The sequence below is a fragment of the Mesorhizobium sp. M0491 genome (genome assembly GCF_040321265.1).
Classification (GTDB): Bacteria; Pseudomonadota; Alphaproteobacteria; order Rhizobiales; family Rhizobiaceae; genus Mesorhizobium.
In genome coordinates, this window is record NZ_JAMYRE010000021.1 from 1 (window position 1) to 22,998 (window position 22,998).

The window sequence follows — 22,998 nt, forward strand, 5'->3', positions numbered from 1 at the left end:
TTTGCTTATCATTTCCCTTTGAATATATTGGCACAGGCTCGCTTGCTTCGAAAACCCCAAGGGAGCGGTCATTGCGCTTTCCAGCCGATGCAGACCAGTTCGTCGGAATTGGGTCTTTGCGCGATAGAAATCACGGCAAATTGGAGGACAGTCTTGGGGACCTCAAACCGATGCTCATTGCTCCGCTTGTGGCTATGACACGTTCTTGATGCTCGGAGGTGGGATGGCAAATCACACAACCTATGCGGCCTGGCCCGTCAGCTGCATAGCGTGTTCTGCGATCACCACGGCCAATTTCGAACAGACGCCATTAGCTTGCGAGGTGTGCGCGACAACGAGGGTCATCTCGGCTTCCGATCCTCGCGAATGGAAAGGAGACGGCAATACCGTCACCAATTGGGGTGCTTTGACTCTACCAACGGTCATTATCGTTGCCCCAAATGCGGAGAGTTTGAACTACGGTTTGGGACCAACGCGGGAGGGCACGACCCAATAATGTGGGACTGAAATCTACTCGCCGCCGGAGGCCACGGGAAAGGAGCGTGGAATCGAATGTTAGCCCGCGCGTTCGGGTCGGCTACGGTCGAGATAGCGGCAGTTGAACAGGATAATCGCGGCGGTGACGAGATTAAGGGCTGTCGCTTGACAGTTAATGGTAAGAATGCGGTCGTGTCGGCTAGGATTGGCAGTTAATTGCGAGAATGGGGTAGCTCGGATTCTCAATTTAACTGCAATCGCATCAGCGTGAAGGTCATGAATCCTTTGAATTTTATACACTGTCTTCGGGAAATTCGATCCCGTTACGCTGCCGACGCTGATTCTCCAATTAAATGCCAATGGCCCGGTATGATTATCAAACTAAGTGCACAACTAACCAACTGAAATGATTGACAAGCGATTCTCATAATTAACTGCAAAGCGACACCCACTCCGCTTGATTGCGGGATCGGAGCCGGGATCATTCCACCTCCTCCAATACGAGCGTCGGGGCCAGGTCGCCAAACAGATCTCCCAAAATTTCGCGCAAGGTGCTGCGGGGCACGAAAGCAGCGCCTGGCACTTCATGATGATTCTTGCGGATCGGCCGGACTCCGGTCTTGTTGGGCGTCACGCGCCTGGAGTTAGGATAGTGGTCGAGTGCCGCGAGGGGCTGGCCAGGCGCGCCGCCAAACCAAAAGAACGGGCCCATGCCGAGGTCAGCTTCCAGCCGAATCCAGATCGCGCACCCACTCGGTTTCTCAGCCAAGGCCCGGGAGAGTGATACGGTGCCGGGCTTCTTCTGCGTTCCGGTCTTGAACTGGATGTGGCGAACGATCTTTCCTCGTGCCATCACCAGGTCGTAGCCGTGGGCGTCGAATTCCGATCGGAGGACTTCGACATCGTACACGCCGAGCCGCCAGAGCTCTCGGAGAGCGTCGCCAACGAAAACGTGTTCGACGATTCGCTCCCGCAAGGTCGAGTAGAGGTAGTTTGAAGCGACCGTCGTCATATCCGGTCCACATCAAGGCCGGCGTTCACTAGCCTGCCGGCGATCTTTCGCATCTTCGCAAATTCAGTCCCGAAGGCCGGCGTCAGCCCCACGGCTTCGCAGAACTCTCTGCCTGTTACACCCTCCAGAACATCGGCATACTTGATCACCTGAACGTGGAGCTCGGCGATATATCCATTCCGCGGCGATGTCTCGATCGCAACCTTGATCTTCTTTAGTGCTTCGTCAGCCGTCATCCGACTCCCCATGATTACTCGGTATCGCTGACCGTACCCTGGCGTTTAGCTAATTGCAATATGCTTAAAGCTAATAAGTACAAAGACAGCATCGCTGGCCAAGGGATATCGTCCTTCGAGCGGGTTCGTCTGCGCTCGACTGGCGAGCTAGGCTGATGAGAAACTTTCCGGGATCAGCATTCTAACCGGAAGTGCTCAAAGGCACATCGCATGCGGCAAGCGGCACGGGCTGCGCCGCACCGGGGGAAAGCGTTTCTCGAACAGGTGGCGATTGGGCAAACAATGAACTGCGAAGCGCGATGCGGTCGAAGTGGCCGTGTCATCGTCTACGACCGGGTGATCGCCGTGTGCCGTGTCGGCGGTCGAAACATCGGCGATCTTCTTCGTGGCCTCCATGCATCTGAAGGCGGAAACTGAAAGGCCCGGGCGTAACAGCGGATTGGCGATCGGGCCTTAGGCGATCTCCACATATCCGATCAACTCGGCCGAAAAACTCCCGTCTCCATTCGCAGCCCCCTTGTGTTTGAGCTCCCGCTGCAAGGTGGGCTCAACAGCACTTGCGAAGAGCGAGAGGCGCTCATCAGGGGATAGGGTGGGACTCGTTTCCGCCGCGTGGAGAAATTGGCCGGCCTGCCGCTCCACACTTGGAACTCGCGTTCCGTCTGTATTAACCGCGATCGGCTGAACGGAAATACGCTTCTCCCCGGTGCCGGCCGATGCCTCAACAAGCCAAAACGAGAGAAGCGTTGTTCCAATCTCGCTTCCTCCAAGCGAAACGCCGAGTTGCTCTGGTGGCAGACTGCGCCACCGTCCCAACTCCTCCTGTACAAGGGGATGATCGAGCCCCATTAGGTCCACGTTGTCATTTGACGTGGCCATGTTGCGGTCCAGTGTGAACCGCTTCTTTCGTGCCCCATCCGTGGCGATCAAGTCGTAGGTCAAATCGTCGACCTTGTTGAGCCTCCAGTTCCTATCGGCCAGAGCCACCGCTAGGAACCGGACTAGGCGATCCATCCCCGACGAGACATCGGAAAACGGCTTGTAGTCGTCGAGACTAAATCCATCGAGGTCCTGAAACAGATCGAATACGACTTCGCGTGCTTCCCGCGCGTTGGAAAGCGCCGCTTCAAGTTCAACGGCCGTTCTCTTCAGTTCGGGATCAGAAAGCGCTTCCTGATACAGTCGGTCGTAGTTCAATCGCTCGGAAAGTTGACCTAGTATCTGAGAACGAAGATCCTCCGCGATGTTCCCCTGATCATCCACCTTGCCGAGCGTTCGTGCGATCTCGGTGAGCTTGTCATCCAAGAGAAGAAAGATGCGTCCCTCGATCGTGTCTGAGAGCACTAGATTGTAGACCTGTGCCGCGTGAGCCTGGCCATACCGATGGATGCGGCCGATCCGCTGCTCCATATCCATCGGATTCCAGGGCAAGTCGAAATTGAAGAGAACGCGCGCGAACTGAAGATTTATGCCTTCGCGGCCGGCTGCCGTACAGACCAGGACCCGCGGCCCGTCCTTGAGACGAAAGCGCCGTTCAGCTGCAACCTTTGCACCGTGGTCCCCGCCACGTAGGACGACGACCCCCTGGCCTGGATAAACCTGTTCAATCTCGCGGGCGAGCAGGTCAACCGTGCCGAGGTAGGTGGCGAAAATCACGATCTTCTCGTTGGAGTTCTGGCGCCACAGCGTGCCCAATCCATCGAGCAGTTTTTGGACCTTGGTCTCCCGCTGCTCAGGAAATACCGATAGCAGATCGGCAATGCGAAGCCGTTCCTCGGGCAGATGAATATCGACTGCGGCCGACGCGGCGTCCTCCATATGCGACGAGGCGAACTCGCTGCCATAGGGGTCGGAGGCCAATTCGAGCGCCTCTTCGTCCAGCTTCTTCGCAAGTCGATACTTGAGGTCGGCCATCACCCGGTCGACTTCGGTCCGGCCAACGGGATCGCGCCCGAGAACCCATTCGGCATGGATCAGCTCGCGGGCCTCATCGTAAAGGCGCTCGCGGCCCTCAATGTCGAGGTCGCGATCACGAATAAGGGCCTCGTGCAACGTTAGCATCAGCATCCGGCGCTTCAAGGTCCGACGCACGGCGGCAAAGCTTGATGCTGCGATCTTCTGGAAGATGGCCATCAAGAAGCCAAGGGCACGACCTTGGTTGCCCTGTCGCTTGGCAAGATCGAAACCGTCCTCGAGGTACTCGCGCAGCTTCTCATAAAATCGCCGCTCCTCGTCCCCCATAAGAAATGATTCTGTATGCACCCACCGCCGGGCAAAAAGGGGATCACCATCCGGCCGGCAGGCATCGGCCTTGGTCCGACGGAACATGACAGTGTTCAAGCGATGACGATTCTCGAGCATCTCTTCAGGACTGCCGAAGAGGGTCGGATTGAGAAGTTGAATAAGCATCCAAAACTGAAAATGATTGCCTTGATGCGGCGTCGCAGAAAGCAAAAGGAGATCACGCGCGTGACTCTTCAGCGCCTCTCCGAGCTTGTAGTTCTCCGTCTTCCGAACCTTCCCTCCCGTTCGGTACGCGGTCAGGTGGTGCGCCTCATCGAAAACTACCAGATCCCAGCGTGGCGCTTCCAGCAACCGCTTGATACGCGCCGGTCGCTTTAACGTATCGATGCTGGCGATCAGTCGATCATGCTTGGCAAAGGCGTTGGTCTTCCGATCGGTGATGTCGCCTTCCGATCCGAACACCTCGAAATCCAGATTGAAGACTTCGTTCAACTCCCGGTGCCAATTATTTACGAGGCCCGCGGGAACCACCATTAGTGCCCGGTCCAACTCGCCTCGACTGACCAACTCGCGCAAGATCAGGGCAGTTTCGATAGTCTTGCCAAGACCGACCTCGTCGGCGATTAGGAAGCGGCGGGGCGAAGCTGTGGCAATCCTGTGCGTCAGAACCACCTGGTGCGGAAGCAGATCAATCCGTGCCGACGTTAGGGCCGACGCACTTTCCATGACCGGCAACGTGTGGGCTTCATAGGAAAGCCATACAGCCCGCGCCCGCTCGGGCGTACCTTCGACCGATCGCAGAATTCGCTCCGTCCGCGACACTTCGCGCCGGACGCTTTCGTGCGGAACGCGCCGCTCCCCGCTGCTGAAGAAGGCTCGCAGATAGCCTTCGTGCGGAGAGTCGAGCACAACCCCTGCGCCAAAATCAGGGTGGGTTATCCGATCGCCCGGACTGAAACTTACACCATCCATCAAACAGGCCCTCAGGTGATCCGCAGGTGAAACAAGCCGACTGGCTTGCCTCCCTCAGAGAGGATGATTTCCTGCGGGTATTCCCGAGCCTCGCCCCACAGGAGACGCCCAAACTCGATTTTCTGGTCGGCGTGGGGCGCCGAGCAGCGCCAGCGGACGGCATCCGTCGCCATGTCGGTATGAAAACGGCGATGTCCGACGGGCAGCCAGAAAACGAGGGCAGCTTCACCAGAATATTCATCCTGGAAGGATAAGATGGCGGATTTCAGCTCGTTTGCCAGCCACCCGTCAGCGTCGGCCGGAGTGAGTAGATCGAGACATGCATCTAGGCCGGCCACCACCAGCGTATTTCCGCCGTTGCTCGGCAAATCGTCCGGCCAATCCCTCGGGGCACGGAGGAGTTCGCGCAAGCTGTAGACTTCGGAGGGCTTTGCGACGACCGAGAGCGCTTCATCGTCCCAAATCCAGCTCACGCCACGCCGCTGCCAGACGCTGTCGAGCAATTGCTTCACGCTCAATCCTCCTGGAACAGCGACATCTGTGCGACCGCCTCTTTGTGGCTGGAGGCCCAGTTGTTGTAGATCGACAATGCCCGCGACGACGCGTTTCGCTTCGGCGGGGTCGCGCCGTGTTTGCTGAGCCATTCGAGGAGACTCTTCAGGGCGGGATGCGGCCTGAAATTCTCGTTCTTCAGCGTATCCGATGCGTTGATGCCGCTGCCATCGTAACAAGCGCCGATCAGCACGAGCGCCTGATCGAGATCGGCTGTCAAACGCCGGCGGTGCCTTCCCTGCCAATCCTGAGCAAAGGCAACAGGGTCGGCGAGATGGAATACCTTCTTCTCTTCGTTCGCCCAACCACGGTTGGTGAACTCGTCGGGCGCGATACCGGAGCCACGCAGCAGTTTTTGCATCTGGTCGCGCGCGAGCTCAGTTTGGCCGTTGAAGATGCGGAGGAACTGCCGGGTAATGGGTTCTGCCGTAACTGGCGGCGGTTCGGTCGTCTTATTCGCGTCCTCGTCGATCAGTTGGTTAATGCCTACAAGGGCCTCCTTGACCGAGATAGCACGACCTTCATCCACGAAGACCTTGCCATAGTGGCGGGAGAAATACTCCAGCGCCTTACCTCGACGAATGACCTGAAGGTCCGCAGCCGGCAGACCGGCTCTTGCGTGGTTTTCAAGCATTCCCTGAAGCTGGCGGACATCGGCCAGCACCTCTCGGCGCATGCGTCCCCAACTCACGGCCTTAGGTTCTTCGGTGCGTTTCCGGCACACGTGGATGATGTCATATTCTATGGTCTTTGAGCCGAACTCACCGTCCCCCTTTGTTTCATCCGACCGGATCGGATAGGTGGCTTCGAGGAAAAAACCCGCGTCAAATAGCGATTCAAGAACGGAGACCCATGGGGCGTCTTCGCTGTGGTGGAACGTGAACGCGAGCATGCCACCTGGTTTCAGGATACGGTGCGCCTCCTTCCAGCACGCCGTCAGGAGCCGTTGGTAAAAACCATCGGGGTCATCGGGCTCACGTGCTTTATTGGAGACCGCTTCCATTGATTTGGGCGTGTACTCGGGTCCGAAAATCTCTGGATATTTGGTTTTGAGCGGCAGACGCATCCAAACGTAAAAAAAGTCGGCCAGTTCCGAGTAGTGAAGCAATCCACCGAATGGCGGATCGGTAATCACCAGATCAACAGATTGATCTGCATAGTGGAGAAGATCCGTCGACGAGCATTGAAGTATTTCTGCACCGTTGACTGGATCTCCAGGAAATACTTTTTCGCTTTTTCCACTCACTTTTTCAGCAATGGCTGGATGAACAGTGCTGAGAGTTTCGGCGCTAACGGCTTCCCAAGGTTGTTCGGACCACTCCTTCGACTCTGTGAGGGGGCCGACCGTTGATGACCATGGGCCATACCCAACCGGCGAAAAGACTCCTACCTCGACCACAGTCGATTTGGGATGGTAATTGTTATTTGAAAGAGCAGGAACGAAATGGTCCTTAGTCACGTGCCAAAATGCAAACATCGTATTATTGCGCAGAAAATTCTGGAACGACCCGAGAACATATTCTCGGGTAGACCAATCGTGATCTCCCGCTTCGAATATGGCCTTCAGGATTTGGGTAAGAGCCAAGAGTTGACGCGGATTAAACATTGTCCACCAATGCGTGAAACCGTGATTTGGCACCCCGCCTTGAAGATGATGGGTCATGAAACCATAGGGCAGCTCTGATCGCGGCCAGTAGTCAGATAAATCTGTATTCCCGCGCTTTTCCCACTCTAGAATTGCCGCGTCGTATTGGCGTGACAAACGGTTGTCGAACGGTAGAAAGAAACGACCACCGTAGGGCAGACCGCCCTTATCCCGTTGCGGTGAATAAGCTTGAACCGCATAACCGGCCATTGGCGCTGTTTTGCCAGTAGCCTTAACGGCCTCAAGGACATCATTTTCTTTTCCGTCTGCTTGGCAAGCAAACGTGGATTTTTTGGGAACCGTCCCTCCTGATTTTCCGGTGTTAAAGGTAACCATTGTTACTGGACAGGTGACTTCAGGCGGCAGTGTGCCGCGAACCTCCAAGAGGCGAATCCTTGCGGCTCTTTCCTGATTCCAGCGATTGGTTGATTCCGCATCGTCCTGCGCCGAACCGCCGAACCGCTTTCCATTTGCATCCTTTGAGGGACTTCCCCCCAACCATTCCGGATGCACCAGCAGGGACAATTCTACTTTCTTATTCTTACCCTTACCAAGTTTGACCATCGACGTGTGGCCGCAACTCGGGCAGGTCACGCGCCCCCTAGCGTCGAGGACCGAATACGGCCTCTCGTCCGGGGCGACGTAGAGCGGCACGTCAGGCGCCATTCGGGCCTCGGCATCCTCTATCTCAAACTCGGTGCCGCATGCGGAGCATTCATGCTCCCAATGCTTCACGGTCAGCGTCTTCACCGCCATGACCGGGCTGGTCATGATCGGCGTTCGATGGCCACAGCCCGTCACCTGGCACGGGCCGTGCTTGGCCCAGAAGGTGTAGATCATCTCCGGGCCTTCGTAGTTGTAGTCTCTGCGCTCTTCGGACTTGATGGTCAGCGGATCGAAGTCCGGTCCCATCGCCTTGCCCGTCGGCTTGTGTGTCCAGATCCCTTTCTCGCCGTTCGGGCCGTCGCAATAGTAGAATGGCATAATCTGAGGCTTCACTTCTGCCTCAATGTCCGCCAGCAGACGCTGCACCTCGTCGAGATCTACGTCGGCTAGCTCCTGCTTCACAACAAACCATGCAACCGGATTGAGGTCGTTGCCGGACATCTGCATACCCAGCCGTGAGCCCTCCACCAGGGTCGTGCCGCCGCCCATAAAGATGTCGGCGACCTTCAAGTGCTTGAAGGCCCCCTTTTTCTGATGATTCGCGTAGTAGTTGTCCCAGACGAGCTTCGCAGCTAACGCGGGATCTTCTGGAGCCTTTGTTGCCGCCGCGATGAGCATCGACCGGAACACGGTCGACCGACGGCGCGCCCACCATTTCGACATCTGATAGATCGGCTTGCCCGCGTTGCCTTCGATGACGGCGACTTGGTTCACGGGCAAGATTGGAAAATCAACTTCAAGACAGGTCTTCGAACGATTCGGATCGCCGAAATCAACTGTCTCCAACGCAACCGTCTTGCCAGCACCAACTGCGCGAGCCACTTCCTGAGCAATAAAGTCTTTCTTCGTGGCCATACGCGGCGTTCCCTACTTCGTCATTTCTATGAATGGTGACAGCATCTCAAGCAGAGAGAGCCCACCATGCGCCAGCGTCGGGTATCCACCCTGGCTGCGCCATTTCCATCGACCGACAGCAAGCAGATGCTTGCCATGCGGACTGTTCGCTTGCAGAGCCACCGGCGGCACAAACGATCCGGGATCGTGCTCGCCGGCCACGAGGCGGCCGCTCTTGAGGATGCCCTTTAGGAAGGCGGCCTGTTCGTCTGGAGCATCGAAGAACAAGCCGGTCGCGGCGTAGCCGTGGTCTGACGTGATCACCAGCCGCCTGCCCTTTGCAAGACGCTCGACAAACTCCCAAAAATCATCGCTGCCCAGTTGCGCCGCAATGTCGCGAGTAAGAGTGTCTAGCCCCTGACCGGCGCCAGAACCATCGTGCAATTTGCTGTCTGGCCATTGATGCCAGAAGATCCAATTAGGGGACGCATCGATGAGATCGGCGCAATCCTTCCACGGCAGATCGACGCATTCGGTTCTTGCTGGCGCGAAGCGATGCGCCTTGCCACCGCCGTTATTCTGAAGCTGGCTTCGGCTGTTGAATCCAAGGGCACGGGCAAAGGCATTTGTCTCGCTCGGCACCTCCGCCCCATGCGCTGTCGTCCTGTGAACAGCAAAGCCACGGGCCTTTGCGCCCTCAACCAACCAAGGCAGTTCACGCAGACTTAGCCCATCGAGGATAAGGATGGCCTTGGCGCTGTAGGGTGACGACCACCAGTCGACGAGCCGATCAGCGTTCCGGTCGACAGTCTCGCCGAACTGTTCCCATAAGTCCCACGCAGCCGCCGCGAGGAGATGGTCAAGCGCGCCAATGGCGCGGTCCCGTCTCGTGACCTCCCCCGAGGCGTTGGGCGCCGACAAGGGCTGAACGCAGACCGAAAGGATGTCGTCGATGATTACCCGCCATGCCTCGTCAGGCGCTGCAGTCGTCAGGGCGCGAAACTGATCCGGATCAAGCGCCATCAGTTGCTCTCCTTGTCGAGGGAGAGTTCAAAGGTCATGCCGTCCGGTAGCTTTTTCAGCAGCTCTTTCAACTGAGCGCCGGTTGCCGCTGTGACCTTTAAGGTCACTTCCCGGACTGGGGTGGCGGGGCCGATTCCCCAACCCTCCAGCTTGCCGATCAGGTTGAGCGGCGAAGTCGCCGGGTTGGAAAGGGTCGTCCGCGAACCAGGCGCCGTTCCGCCAAAAATTCCGCCAGGTATCTGTGGGCCAGTTTCGGAATCTGAAGGCGCATCTGGACTGCCTTCTCCCGGCGTTGGGGGCGGTGCCGGCGCTGCACCTCCACCGAACAGTCCTCCAGCGGGCAAATCACTCGGCGATGCCGCCGGCGGTGCTGTTCCCCCGGTCGATGGCACGGCAGAGGGCGGAAGCAGGAAAATCTCATCAAGCTGGCGTCCGGTATAAGCCAACTTGGGCCGCAGACGCCTCCACGCCGCGTCCTCATCCTCTCCGGCTTGCGTTTGCAGATACTCCATGCCCCGGAGATTGATCGCCACCTTGCCGCGCGCGCACATGCGGACGATGCGCTCCTTCATCGCCGTCTCGCCCAGCCAGGGGATGCAATCTTGTCCCGCCGGTCGCGGCTCCTGAAGCTCACGCAACAGCTTGCCTACGGGGACATTGTCGCTAGCCGCCTCCAGCACGAGAGCTTCGAAATCCTCGGGGACGAAGAGATCGTTGACTAGGGCCTGCTCGATAGCATCGGGAATCTTCGCGCCTTGTTCGCGAAGTGTCTCAACGTGGAATTCGCATTTGGCCGGTTCCGTGAAGTTCCAGCGGTGCAGCACTGCGAAGCGGTCGAACCGCTTCTTTAGAATGTCCCGGAGTTCGTTCTGATACTTCGTCTGGAGTTTGCGATATTCCGGGCTTTGGACGCTCCATTCCTGCGCCTTCATCTCGGCGCGCGCGAGGATCAACAGGTCACGGTCATAAAACGCGTTCGTCGTCCCGGCTCGCGGCAGCAGGAAGCGAACGGTGTTGCGGCGCTTCTGGAGATGATCTTTCAACCACCGCCCAAGGCGTTCGCTCAACCGGTCCGGCTCCTCCGGCAACACGAGGATCGGCAGGCGTTCATCCCATCTCTCCGGCTGCTCAGCTTCGTCTAGGCCCGACCAGGGATCGGTCAGCCACGTGCGCGGCAGGGCAATGACGCGGAAGGTACGCGCCACCTCCTCGGAACCGCCGATGACATAGCGCGTCTCCCTCGTCAGTTGCGCGAGATCGGACCCGTCCGTGAAGAGCTTATCGTTCCGGGCGGAGGCCATGACCTTGGCCTGTGGGTTCTCCTCCTCCTTGAAGACAAGCCGCGCACCATCTTGATGGATGTTGAAGCTGTTCTCGATGATCGTGGCCAGCTCGACCTGGAAGGCGTTGTCGTCGATCGGCTTGGTCTGAGTGATATCCGCTTGAAGAACGGCTGGTTCGGCGCCCGCAAGATTTCCAACTGCGATCGAGCGAAGCCACAACGCGCCCACGATTTCCTGCAAGTGGGGAGCCTTTGACGCATGATCGGAGACTGCCTCAGTGACCGAGGTCAGATTGCGCAGCGCCTTGTCGCGAAGCGTCCGATGTTGCTGATTGGCGACCGAATCCAGGAGCGCGCCAATGCCCGAGGCATCGTCATCCATCCTGAAGTCCGCCGCGGTCAACACGGGCGTTTGGTCTCCGCGGCTCTTGAAGAGATTTGCCAGAATTCTGATCAGATCTCGGGTCTCTTGAGCATCGGTGGCGACGAGGACTTGATCTTCCAGCAACTGCAGAAGATGCGGCGCAAAGGGCCACGACTCAATAAAATCCCGTTGCTTGCGATCCTGCTCCGCCGCTGGCGTGCTCAAGAGTCGGAAATATTCCGAGATGTGCCGCGCAAGGGCGGCCTCGATCGACGATGATGTGATCTGGAGCCGGTTTTCGAAGAGACGGTGCAACAGCATCCGTCGCCGATCATGCTGGATCCGCTCCGGGCTTCCGCCGGCTTTGAAATCGATCTGCACGGGGTTGACGCGATGTATCTGCTGATATGCGTCAGTTTCGCCATTTCGTACAGAAACGACGAGAACAAGGAGCTCAGGATGCTCCTTGGCGATCTCAGACAGGATCTGGATGAAATTGAACGCCCAGTGCTTCCATGGATATTGTTTGGTGTTCGTGAGGCCATCGTACCAAGTCTGAAATTCATCCAGCAGCAGCATGACAGGCTTATGCCGAAGGAGTTCCAGGATGAGTTGGTCAGACGGAATATCCGTCATCGCGGCACCCATGCCTTCCCACTTACCTTTGATGTAGGCACCGTGCGGATGCTGCTCGAACAGTAGGTCCCAAAGAAACTTGTAGCGCTGCCGATGCAGGCTCTCGCCGATGACGAGCATCCCATCGCGCAACTGGATGTCGCCGATGTGCGGATCGCCCAGCGTGGTCGACCAATTCTTCAGCCAAGCGCCGGTTGAAGCCGCATCGTTGACCGCGTGAAACAGTGCGGCCATCAAGTGGGACTTACCAAGACCGCGTTCACCAATAACGACGACCGGGCGACCTTGATTCGGCCCGACAGCTTCGATGCCCTTCAACAAGTCATGCGTCGGATAGGTGATTTCCAGAAAATCCTTGGCCGCGATCTGCGTGGCGCCGGTATTTGCCTCGTTTGATAGTTCGATCGCCGTCCCTTTGAGACGCCGCCCTCTAAATTCTTGCCTGAGATTAAGCCCGAGCATTCGCCGTCCCCGTTGCCCCGTTCGCGTAGGTGCCGCTGTACGTAGCCAGCGGTTCCAAGAGAATGATTTGTTGATCTTGTGGAGCGCGTGAGTTTGGATCGACATCCAACCCCAGGCGCTTCAGTGTGTAATAGAGAAGAGCTCTGCGAACCTTCACTCGCGCTTTTCCCTCGCGCATCCCGTAGTCCAGCGCGATTGCTTTCTTCTGAGCGTCGGAAAGACCGGGGTGCGGGCCAATTTCAAGCGTGACCTCGTCCTGCCAATCAGTATCTGCACCCGCTTCAATCTCACCCGGTTTCGCGCCTCGCGTCTGTAAGATGCGAGACAAAAGGAAATCCTTGAATACTCGGTCGACACCGCAGAATGCCCGTGCATGCCATCGAAATCCGTCAAAACCGAGCGCATGCGGCGTGATCCAACGCCATCTCGATTCGGAGCTGGACAGGGACTGATATCGAATTTCTACGGCTTCCCTTTGGCGAATCGCGGAAAGCATCGATCGCAAGACCTCTGCCCTGATTTCTCGCGCAGGGCTGGGAGCGACGCCAAACGATGGAAAATGCCCAAGCCACGCTTGTGACGGATCGAGAATGCCGTCAGCAACCGAGCGAAGCTGACTGAGATACCCATCGGGGTCTGGCTTTAGGAAACAGGGTGTGAAGGCGTCACTCGCGATATAGCGCTTGGCGCTCTTGTCGTAGATCGCGTTATGAGGCGCCCGCTCCTGATAGAGAGTGAGGTCCTTGGACGCCTGCGGCACCGAAACATCGAACATCTCGATGATATCGGCGCGGTTGACGCCACCTTCCCAAAACAGCCGGAACTCGATGAATTCGAGTCGCCGCTCCACTCCCCACTTTAGTCCCGCGCCGGCCTGCGCCATCAAGTTCGCCTCCAACACGATACGGATAGAAACTATCTGGACATATCTATACGATCCATCTATTTTCTATTCGCGAAGGGTGCTTGGGTCAAGGCGGAATGCGTCGCAGTGGACGGGTGCGTCGCCTCGTTCCTCAGAAAGCGCGGTTCCACGGGGGTTAGGGCGGAAAAGTGATGGAAGCATCAGGCAGACGAACCATCATCGCCCACGGGCGCCTAGCAATGCGCGAGCGTCGACTCGCCGCCGCGCGGGAACGCCAGCACGGCCTTCAGATCATGTCGTTTGAACAATTGGCGGTTCGCCTTGCCGGCGGGTTCGCCAGGCCGATCGACGATGAGAGTTTGCGCGCCGCGATCCAGGCGGTCTTGCCGTCCACCCCGCTCGGCGAACTGGAAAGCATCAAACTGCTTCCCGGTATGGTCGATGCGTCGGCCGACACCCTTCACAAGGTCTGGCGCGCGGGGATCGACCTGGCCGCGCGCGCAGCGGACCATCCCCGCCTCGACTCCATCGCGCGGCTTGAAACCGCGGTGCTGGCGCAACTGCCGTCAGGGATGATGCGCCCGGTCGATCTCGTCGCCGCGGCCAGTCTGCGCCTTGGTCATGCCAAGGCCGTGCTCGGCCCGGTCGAGATCATCGGGATCACCGAGTTGTCGCCCTGTTGGCGTCCCCTCCTTCAGGCGCTGACCGCCCATACCGCAGTGACGTGGACCGCGGGTCCGCGTTCCACACCCGCTTGGCTCGAAGCAGCGGGTGTGGCAGTCAGCCGGACAAGCCCTCAAACGCCCGCCATCAGCGCCGTCAGCGCGGCCACGGCCTATCATGAGGTCATTGAAGCCGTGCGCTGGGCCCGCAGCCTGTTGGCCTCCGGGGAAGCCGTCCCCGCTGACGTCGCCATCGCAGGCGCCTCGACGGCCGAGTATGACGACCATTTCCTCTCACTTCGCGCCGACGCCAATCTCGATCTTCACTTCGTTCACGGGATCAAAGTCACGACAACGCGGGACGGCCAAGCCGCCGCCGCGCTCGCCGACATCCTCATCCGAGGCCTGTCGCAGACCCGTATGCGCCGCCTGGCTGGACTTTGCGGATCGGCAGCAGGCCCGTTCCAGACCTTGCCCCCGGGTTGGATGCGCGTCCTTCCGTCGGACGCGCCGCTGGCTTCTGCCGCCGCCTGGACCCGCTTGCTCGATCGCCTGACGCCGGCTGACTGGCCCGACGCGCAGGATCATGCCGCGACGCTGCGCGGCATCGTCGCGCTCCTCGCCAAGGGCCACATCGCCGCAGAGGAAATCGGCGCTGCGCTTCTCAATGGTCGAGCGCTGGCGATCTGGCGCAAGGCGCTGTTGGCCGGTCCTTCCGGATCGCTCGACGCGACCCTCGAAACCTTGAAACAGGATGACGGCCTGGAGGCCTGCGTCTCCGTCGCCTGGATGCCGGCCAGCGCATTGGCCTCGTCGCCGCGCCGGTTCGTCCGGCTCGTCGGCCTCAACTCGGCGCGTTGGCCGCGCGGCATTTCGGAAGATCGCCTGATCTCCGACCACATCATTCCAACCCTCGAGCTCGATCCACTCCCAATCGGTGCGGCTGACCGGCGGGATTTCGAAACCATTCTCGCGACGACCGAGCACCAGATCATTCTCTCGCGGTCTCGCCGCGACAGCGAAGGCAGACTTCTCGGTCGCAGTTCTCTGCTCGGCAATCACGCCGGCGAGACTTACATCCGGCGCAATGCGGTCCCGCTCCACGCTTTCAGCGAAACCGACCGGCTGATGGCGCGTCCGCAAGAGTTTGCGCACGAACCGCAGGCGATCAGCGCAACGACCTGCTGGCGCGACTGGCACCGCAAGGAGATCACGCCGCACGACGGGCTGGTTCGGGCGGACCATCCCCTTCTGCTGGCCATTCTGGCCCGAACTCAGTCGGCCAGTTCGCTCAAGCTCCTTCTGCGGAGCCCGCTCGGCTTCCTCTGGAAATACGGGATGCACTTGCAGATGCCCGATAGCGGGACCGATCCCCTGGTTCTCGATGCGCTCGGTATGGGCGACCTCGTCCACATGACGCTCGACCTCGCGCTTCAAAAGCTGGAAGCCGCGGGCGGCCTCGCCAAGGCCGACGAAAACCAGATCGCAACGGCGGTGCAGAACGCCGCCGTCGAGGTTTCGGGTGTCTGGGAGAGCGAACGCGCCGTTCCGCCCGCTGTGATCTGGCGTCGGACGCTGGATGAAGCGCGCCTGCTCACCAGCCGCGCGCTGACTTATGGTGATGAGCGTCTGCCGGACGCCCGATCCTATGGCGAAGTGGCGTTTGGCGGGCTTAGCGTCAACTCGGATGCCGACAGCCCGTGGGATTCGGCCACCGTCGTCGAAATCCCTGACGCCGGGTTTCGCATTGCCGGCTACATCGATCGCCTCGACATCTCAGGCGATGGCAAGCGCGTCCTGGTCCGCGACTACAAGACTGGCAGGCCACCCAAGGACAACATCGGCCTGGACGGTGGCCGGGAATTGCAGCGCTGCCTCTATGCTTTTGCCGTGAAGGCGTTGCTGGGCGCTGATGTCCCGATCAGCGCGTCGCTGCTCTATCCGCGCGACCAAATCGACCTGCAACTCGACGATCCCGAAGCCACGCTGGTTGAGATCATCGGATATCTCCGGGCGGCTAGCATCAATCTGACGGCTGGCAACGCCCTCATCGGGCCGGATACGGGCGGGACCTATGACGACCTGGCATTTGCGCTGCCGGCGAACGCGGGCGCCACCTATTGCAAGCGCAAGCTTTCGGCCGCGACCGAACGGTTTGGCAACGCCGCACAAGTCTGGGAGGCGCAGTAATGACCGCTGTAACGAAAGACCTTCGCGATGACGCGGCCCGCCGCAACGCGATCAGTGTGCATGATTGCTCGATTCTGGTCGAGGCTGGCGCTGGGTCCGGCAAGACGGCCGTCATGGCCGGTCGTATCGCGGTCATGCTGGCCGAAGGCATCGCGCCCAAATCCATCGCGGCGGTGACGTTTACAGAACTGGCGGCCAGCGAGCTTCTGATCCGGGTGCGCGACTTCGTCAGCGACCTCTGCGCGGGACAAATTCCGCCCGAACTGCGGATCGCCTTGCTCGGCGGTCTGTCGGACACCCAGAAAGCCCATCTGGCGGCAGCGAGCGCCGCGATCGACGAGATCACCTGCTCGACCATCCACGGCTTCTGCCAGCGCCTGATCAAGCCTTATCCGGTCGAAGCTGATATCGATCCGGGCGCCAGTGTGATGGATCGCAACCAGGCTGACCTCGCCTTTATCGAGATCGTCGAGGCCTGGCTGCGGGAGCAACTCTCAGGTGGCGAAGGCGGCATCATCGCCGAAATGGTACTTCATAATCCCGGTGAGACCGTCGGGCTGATCCACAAGATCGTCGCGAACCTGCGCCGGCGTCGAACGGTGTCCGCCCCGGCGGTCACCCCGCTGACGCCGCACCTTCAAACCTTCCTCACCGCAGCGGACTCCTTCGCCGAGTTCATCCGCACCGCGCCCGCGGTCGAGGAAGAAACAGCGACGATCGCCGAGCGGTTTGCCGAAATGGCGCAGGCCCTTGATGACGCTTCCGTTGCCGAAACGCCGGCTGGGCTGGTCCGCCTGCTAGTATCGCAGCCGCACCGCGATCTTTGCACCAAGAGCGGAGCCTTCTCCGCGTTCAAGAAGAAGGGCAAATGGGTCGACGCGGCCAAGCGCGAGGGCTTGGCCAAGGCTGATGGCGAGCGCCTCAACACGGCTGCCGAAGGGCACTATGTGGCGTGCCGCGAGGCATGGCAGACAATGCTCCAGAATGCCGCCAGCCGCGTGCTCGCCGATCTGATCGCCCAGGTGCAGCCGGTTCTGCTCCGCTTCCGCGACCACAAGCGTTCAGCAGCTCTGCTCGATTTCGACGATTTAATCTTCGCGGCGCGCGGCTTGCTGCGCGATCATGATGATGTTCGCCGGTCGCTGGCGACGCGTTTCGCCCATGTCCTTGTCGATGAGTTTCAGGACACCGACCCGCTACAAACCGAGATCTTCTGGCGCCTCTGCGGCGAACCGCCCGCAGACGGTTCGACCGCCGACTGGTCGACTTTTCAAATCCGTCCCGGCGCACTGTTCCTGGTCGGCGATCCCAAGCAGGCAATCTATCGTTTCCGTGGCGCTGATGTCAGCGCCTATGTGCGGGCACGCGATGCGTTTCTCGCCCAGATTCCGGACAGTGTCCTGTCGATCTCGACCAACTTTCGCTCGTGCGCCCCTATTCTCACTTATGTGAACGAGCGCTTCGAGACGTTGCTATCGAGCGAGGGACAGCCGGGCTTCACCGCGCTCGACCCGTTCCACTCTGATCGCGGAGAGGCGCTGTCTGTCGCAGCTCTAGACGTCGCGGTCGCCGACGAAAACGGTAAGGCCACCGCCGAACAGCAGCGTGACGCCGAGGCCGAGGCGGTCGCCGAAATGTGCGCCCGCCTGATCGGCAGCGAGATGATCCTCGATCGCCGGAGCGGCGCCAGCCGGGTCTGCCGGCCGGGCGACATTGCCTTGCTCGCCCCTACCGGCAGCGATCTGTGGCGCTATGAAGAGGCGCTGGAACGACACGGCATTCCGGTCGCGACCCAGGCGGGCAAGGGACTGTTTCGCCGCCAGGAAATCCAAGACCTCATCGCCCTGACCCGCGTCCTCGCCGATCGGCGCGACACCCTCGCTTTGGGCGCACTGCTGCGCGGCCCGCTCGTCGGCCTGACCGAGGAGGAGCCTCTCGACATTATCTGGACGCTGCCGCGCTCCGAGGGCTACCCGGATGCGCTGCCCCGGCTCGATCTCGGGGTCGATGCCAGCGGTATCGAACACACGCTTGCCCGGACCACCATCGAGAAGCTGCAAACGCTCTACCGTCGGACCAACAGCACCACGCCGCACGACCTCCTGTCGCAGGCAGTCGATGTGATGCGGGTACGCCCGATCCTGCTCGAACGGCACCGGGGACAGGCGGAACGCGCACTCGCCAACGTCGATCTCTATCTGAGTCTGACCTCCGCCTTTGCGGTTCGGGGCCTTCGCGCCTATGCCGAGACCATGACGGCGGCCTGGACCGACGAATCGCGTGCCGTTGAAGGACGACCCGACGCCCAGGAAGAGGCCATCGCCCTCTACACCATGCACGCCGCTAAGGGCCTGGAATGGCCGATCGTCGTGCCCGTCAATACGATGACAGGGATCATGGCGCCGGAAAGCGCGGTGACCGATCGCGACAGCGACATTTTCTATTGCCCAGTCTTTGGCGTCCGACCGGTCGGGTATGACGACGCCCGCGACGCGGAAAAAGCCGAGCTTGATCGCGAGCGCATCCGGCTCTGGTATGTCGCCGCCACCCGGGCGCGCGAGCTGCTTGTCCTGCCTCGGCTTGACGCCGCGCCGTCGAAATCGGCCTGGATCTCCCTCCTTGATTTGTCGATCGGCGAGCTTCCGGCGCTCGATCTGTCACATCTCTCGCCGGACGTGGGAGCAGCACCGGCCGGCCAGAGCAACCCGCAGACACGGGAGATCTTTGCGGCCGAAGCCGCTGCCATCGCAGACCGTCATCGCCGCCTGACCTGGCTAGCGCCAAGCCGCGACGAATCCAGCACCGGGCCTGTTGTGACACCCGAAGCGGTAGAAATCTGGGCAGCAAGCGACGCGGGTCAGCCTCATGACGATGCCACCCCCGCCAGCGTCCAGGGCGGACGCGAACGTGGTCTGATCCTGCACAAGCTTTTCGAGGAGGTTCTGACCGGCGAAACGCCCGACGATGTGGCGTCTCTGGCCAAACGCGCGCAGGTGCTCATCGCCACGATCGACAGCCCGGTGGTTGATGATCCCGCCCAAGGTCTTTCGCCGGCCGAGCTCGCAGGCTGCGTGGCTCGCACCCTCGCCTTGCCCGAAATCGCCGAGCTTCGGCCGACCCTTGCGCCGGAGTTTCCGGTCTATGCCTCGGCGTTTGTCGACGATCTTGAACAGGCGACCGCAGGCATCGCGGACGCCATCAGTTTTGCGCCTGACGGAAAACCGCAGGTCGTCGTCGACTGGAAGAGCGATGTTCAGCCAAGCCCGGAGGCCATCGAGCACTATCGCGCCCAGGTACGGAACTATCTTGATATGACCGGGACACAACGGGGGCTGATCGTACTGGTGACGTCGGGCGAAATCCTCGCGGTTGCGCCTTCGCCAGTCGCCGCGGTCGCGGCGTAGGCGGCCGGCGCAGGGGGGATCGATGCACGCACGAACAGACGCCACCGCTCCAAGACAGGACGACCTCTTCACCGAGGAGGTGTCGCTGCTCCTCCCGGCGCGAATGGCCGTCGAGGGCAGAGTCTTGGGCAGCACGACGCGCCAGCAGGCGGGGCCATCGATACAAGCCATTTGCCGGCTCAAGCCTTTCACGGTTCGGCGGGTCGGTGGATTTGAGACGACGCTGTCAAACGGCCAGACCCTCATCGTACTCAGCGGAAAAACGGCGACTAAGCTGGATGCTGACCTCGTCCTGCTCGTACCCGATGCCCAGCACCCAGAGGAAATCAAGGCAGCGCTGGAGCGTGGAGAAGGGCGTTGGCTTCGTCCTACGCCCCTCAATCCCGCTCTGGTAAGCGTTCCAGATATGACGACCCGGCTTGCGGCCGTTACCGTATCCTGGGATGACGCCTTCCATCTGCGCGAAGGCCGGGCGGCCGCGGATGGCAAGCCAGCCGTCCCCGGACTGAGGAGACCCCAAATCGGCGCACTCCACGCGGCCCTCGCGCATGCGACACGCTCGACCGAGCCCGCGACCATCGTCATGCCGACCGGCACGGGCAAGACAGAGACCATGCTGGCCCTGAACGCTAGCCAGCAGTTTGATCGGTTACTGGTCGTGGTGCCAACCGACGCCCTTCGCGAACAGATCGCCGGGAAATTCGAAACCTTTGGCGTCCTCAAGAGTCAGGCGTGCCTCGACGCATCAGCCGACTATCCCGTGGTGGTCCGTCTTGCGCACATCCCCGCGTCTGTTGCCGAGGTCGATCAAATCTTCGACACGGCCAACGTCATCGTCACAACCATGCACATCGCCGGGCGGGCAGAACCCCAGGTTCAAGAACAGATGGCGGCGCGAGCCGCAGCGCTCTTCATCGATGAGGCACACCATATCGGCGCCCGGACATGGTCGGAATTTCGCAGTCTCTTCGTCGACCGCAAACCACCGATCCCGATCGTCCAGTTTACCGCCACCCCGTTTCGCGAGGATGGGCGGCGCGTGGACGGCGAGTTCATCTATACCTATCCCCTGAAGAAGGCGCAGGAAGAAGGCTATTTCAAACCGATCCGGTTCGAGGCCGTCTTCGGACTTGATCGTCCTGACGCCGACCTGGCGATCGCCGAAAAGCTAGGCGAAGTCCTTGCCGAGGACCTCGCGGCTGGCCTCAACCACCTCGCCATGGCCCGTTGCAGCACCATCGAACGCGCAAAGCACTTGCACCGGCTGTATACCGAGAGTTATCCGGAACATCGGCCAGTCATCGTTCACAGCCAGCAGCCGCTGCGGGAGAGACGCGAAAATCTTGCAGCGCTTCGACGATTCGAGAGCCGGATCATCGTGTGTGTCGACATGCTGGGTGAAGGGTTCGACCTTCCCGAACTGAAAATCGCGGCTCTGCACGACCACCACAAAAGCATCGCGGTCACGATCCAGTTTGTTGGCCGCTTCACTCGCCAAGACCCAACCTTGGGTGATGCGACCGTCATCGCCAACACCGGCATCGACGACATCGATCGATCACTGGCGAAGCTCTATGCCGAAGACGCTGATTGGAACGCGCTGGTTGAGGCGCTGAGCTCGGCCAAGATCGAGCGCCAGGTCCGGCGTGCCGAGATGTTCAAGGGCTTCACCGGCGATCTCGACGATATTCCGTTGCAAACCCTCGAGCCGAAGATGAACGCGGTCGTGTACCGGACTTCGTGCGATGGCTGGGATCCCTTCCAAGCCGAAGATCTATACGACCCCGGCTTCTACCTCCGCATGAAAATCAATCCGCACCAGCGCGTGGCGATCTTCGTCACCCGGGCGGAGGAACAGGCCCGCTGGACGACGGCGCAACACGCCATCAACGTGACGTGGGACCTGCATATGCTGCATTGGGACCAGGCAAGCGGCCTGCTCTATATCAGTAGTTCAGCCAAGGGACCGTTCGACCGCCTGGCCAAGGCCGTTTGCGGCGAGACGGCCCGCCGCGTCGAGGGCGAAGATGTCTTCCGCAGCCTGCACGGCTTCAAGCGCCTGATCCTGCGTAACCTCGGCCTCACTCACCATCAGGGCCGCGGCGTTCGCTATTCCATGTACATGGGCGTCGATGTGGCCGACGGGCTGGACAGCGCCAAATCCCAGTCACGGATCAAGAACAACGTCTTCGCCACCGGGTTTCTCGACGGCGCGCCGGCTTCGCGAGGCTGCTCGGCCAAAGGCAAGTTCTGGTCGATCTCCAAGGTACGTGATCTCACCGACTGGGTCGACTGGTGTCAGGATGTCGGCCGCGCCGTGAATGATCCCGGCATCACCACCGACGGTGTGTTCAAGAGCGCTATGCGTCCGCGCCAGATCAGTGATCGCCCGGCGGTCCCGCCCGTGGCGATTCATTGGCCGGAATCGCTGTTGATGCAGATCGAAGACCGGATCGAAATCACCTTTGGCGACAAACCAGTCGTGTTCACAGAATGCGACATCGAGCTGCTCGACAATGCGCGAACAGGGCCGCTCCGCTTTGCGGTGCGAAGCGACGACCAGTCCGCCGAGTTCGAGATCGTCTTTGCCGATGGCGGAGCGCGCTACCCCCAGCGCAACGGACCCAAGGCGACGATCAAGGTGGGCAGCAAGATCCAGACGCTTTCGGAGTCCTTTGCCGATGATGCACCGCAGATCGACTTCGGTGACGGCTCCCTGCTGATCTATAGCCACCTCTATGCCCTGCCCGAGGACGAAATGGTCCAGCCCTATCCGCCCGAGAAGATCGAGGTGTGGGACTGGTCGAAAACCAACATCCGCGCCGAAGCGCAGGGCGTCGAGAAGCGGATTGATTCTGTACAGCGCCTCGTCATCGAAACCTTGTTGGCCGACACCGAGCCCTATGACGTCATCTTTGACGACGATGGCAAAGGTGAAATCGCTGATGTGGTCACGTTGCGCATCACCGACAGCGTCGTGTCGGTGACCTTGTTCCACTGCAAATATTCAAGCGCCGCAACGCCCGGCGCTCGGCTCAACGACCTCTACGAGGTGTGCGGGCAAGCTCAGAAATCGGCCAGGTGGCGTGATCGGCCCAACCGGATGCTCCAGCACATGCTGAAGCGGGAACAGATGCGGCGTGACAGGGGGCTCAGCTCGCGGATCGAGAGGGGTTCGGCGGCCATGATCAAGAAGCTGAAAGCCGGCTGGCAGGACCATCGCTTCGAATACGACGTTCGCATTGTGCAGCCCGGTCTTTCCCGCCAAGCGATTGGCGAGGAAGGTCTGCACCTGCTTGCCGGCGTCGAGACATATCTGCTGGAGACCCGTGCCATGCGCCTGCGGATCATCGGTAGCGACTGATGCCCAGGTTCATTCAACAGCGGCGCTGGTCGCCCAAAACAAAGGTGCGGCGACCAATGTCGTCACTTGCATTGGCTCAGGAAAACCTATCCCCGGAAGATGCGCACA

At 60.2% G+C, this 22,998-nt stretch carries 12 protein-coding genes; 4 read left to right on the forward strand and 8 right to left on the reverse strand.

The features are described from left to right. Positions 1 to 209 (forward strand): hypothetical protein (locus tag NKI69_RS24560; protein WP_352722686.1); only part of this gene is annotated, 209 nt, incomplete at its 5' end. A 749-nt stretch (positions 210 to 958) separates the two neighbouring features. On the opposite strand, the gene NKI69_RS24565 is transcribed toward NKI69_RS24560, so the two are convergent. The 8 genes from NKI69_RS24565 to NKI69_RS24600 all read right to left on the reverse strand — a co-directional run bounded on the left by NKI69_RS24565 (position 959) and on the right by NKI69_RS24600 (position 13,288). After that, positions 959 to 1,489 carry a hypothetical protein gene (locus tag NKI69_RS24565; RefSeq protein ID WP_352722687.1) on the reverse strand — a complete coding sequence of 177 codons (531 nt, stop codon included), beginning with the start codon at positions 1,487 to 1,489 and terminating at the stop codon, positions 959 to 961. Then, on the reverse strand, positions 1,486 to 1,725 hold the full coding sequence (locus NKI69_RS24570; protein ID WP_352722688.1) for an HTH-like domain-containing protein: 240 nt from the start codon (positions 1,723 to 1,725) through the stop codon (positions 1,486 to 1,488). Before NKI69_RS24570 ends, NKI69_RS24565 begins: the two co-directional genes overlap by 4 nt. Positions 1,726 to 2,178: 453 nt before the next feature. Beyond that, entirely contained in the window at positions 2,179 to 4,941 is a 2,763-nt protein-coding gene (locus NKI69_RS24575) for a DEAD/DEAH box helicase (protein WP_352631292.1), read from the reverse strand. An 11-nt stretch (positions 4,942 to 4,952) separates the two neighbouring features. Continuing rightward, entirely contained in the window at positions 4,953 to 5,453 is a 501-nt protein-coding gene (locus NKI69_RS24580; protein WP_352631291.1) for a hypothetical protein, read from the reverse strand. A gap of 2 nt (positions 5,454 to 5,455) precedes the next feature. Next, entirely contained in the window at positions 5,456 to 8,659 is a 3,204-nt protein-coding gene (locus NKI69_RS24585) for a DUF1156 domain-containing protein (RefSeq protein ID WP_352722689.1), read from the reverse strand. A gap of 12 nt (positions 8,660 to 8,671) precedes the next feature. Then, positions 8,672 to 9,661, reverse strand: a complete 990-nt coding sequence (locus tag NKI69_RS24590; protein ID WP_352631289.1) for a hypothetical protein — start codon at positions 9,659 to 9,661, stop codon at positions 8,672 to 8,674. Continuing rightward, entirely contained in the window at positions 9,661 to 12,405 is a 2,745-nt protein-coding gene (locus tag NKI69_RS24595; RefSeq protein ID WP_352722690.1) for a DUF499 family protein, read from the reverse strand. Before NKI69_RS24595 ends, NKI69_RS24590 begins: the two co-directional genes overlap by 1 nt. Next, the gene (locus tag NKI69_RS24600) at positions 12,392 to 13,288 is read right to left on the reverse strand and encodes a BrxR family helix-turn-helix transcriptional regulator (protein ID WP_352722691.1); all 897 of its coding nucleotides are present in this window, start codon (positions 13,286 to 13,288) and stop codon (positions 12,392 to 12,394) included. The genes NKI69_RS24595 and NKI69_RS24600 overlap by 14 nt, the downstream gene beginning before the upstream one ends. Positions 13,289 to 13,461: 173 nt before the next feature. Here NKI69_RS24600 and NKI69_RS24605 point away from each other — a divergent pair, with 173 nt between their 5' ends. From NKI69_RS24605 to NKI69_RS24615, 3 genes are read left to right on the forward strand one after another with little or no spacing between them, the layout of a single operon-like run. Beyond that, complete coding sequence (locus NKI69_RS24605; protein ID WP_352722692.1) at positions 13,462 to 16,122, forward strand: PD-(D/E)XK nuclease family protein; 2,661 nt, start codon at positions 13,462 to 13,464, stop codon at positions 16,120 to 16,122. Beyond that, complete coding sequence (locus NKI69_RS24610; RefSeq protein ID WP_352722693.1) at positions 16,122 to 19,526, forward strand: UvrD-helicase domain-containing protein; 3,405 nt, start codon at positions 16,122 to 16,124, stop codon at positions 19,524 to 19,526. Before NKI69_RS24605 ends, NKI69_RS24610 begins: the two co-directional genes overlap by 1 nt. A 22-nt stretch (positions 19,527 to 19,548) precedes the next feature. Beyond that, positions 19,549 to 22,890 carry a DEAD/DEAH box helicase gene (locus NKI69_RS24615; protein WP_352722694.1) on the forward strand — a complete coding sequence of 1,114 codons (3,342 nt, stop codon included), beginning with the start codon at positions 19,549 to 19,551 and terminating at the stop codon, positions 22,888 to 22,890. Positions 22,891 to 22,998 lie beyond the last annotated feature (108 nt).

Excerpts from the sequence above, each read along its gene's own strand:
- NKI69_RS24590 (WP_352631289.1), bottom strand. The coding sequence starts at position 9,661 with ATGGCGCTTGATCCGGATCAGTTTCGCGCCCTGACGACTGCAGCGCCT.
- NKI69_RS24595 (WP_352722690.1), bottom strand. The coding sequence starts at position 12,405 with ATGCTCGGGCTTAATCTCAGGCAAGAATTTAGAGGGCGGCGTCTCAAA.
- NKI69_RS24615 (WP_352722694.1), top strand. The coding sequence starts at position 19,549 with ATGCACGCACGAACAGACGCCACCGCTCCAAGACAGGACGACCTCTTC.
- NKI69_RS24610 (WP_352722693.1), top strand. The coding sequence starts at position 16,122 with ATGACCGCTGTAACGAAAGACCTTCGCGATGACGCGGCCCGCCGCAAC.
- NKI69_RS24565 (WP_352722687.1), bottom strand. The coding sequence starts at position 1,489 with ATGACGACGGTCGCTTCAAACTACCTCTACTCGACCTTGCGGGAGCGA.
- NKI69_RS24600 (WP_352722691.1), bottom strand. The coding sequence starts at position 13,288 with ATGGCGCAGGCCGGCGCGGGACTAAAGTGGGGAGTGGAGCGGCGACTC.
- NKI69_RS24585 (WP_352722689.1), bottom strand. The coding sequence starts at position 8,659 with ATGGCCACGAAGAAAGACTTTATTGCTCAGGAAGTGGCTCGCGCAGTT.
- NKI69_RS24575 (WP_352631292.1), bottom strand. The coding sequence starts at position 4,941 with ATGGATGGTGTAAGTTTCAGTCCGGGCGATCGGATAACCCACCCTGAT.
- NKI69_RS24570 (WP_352722688.1), bottom strand. The coding sequence starts at position 1,725 with ATGACGGCTGACGAAGCACTAAAGAAGATCAAGGTTGCGATCGAGACA.
- NKI69_RS24605 (WP_352722692.1), top strand. The coding sequence starts at position 13,462 with ATGGAAGCATCAGGCAGACGAACCATCATCGCCCACGGGCGCCTAGCA.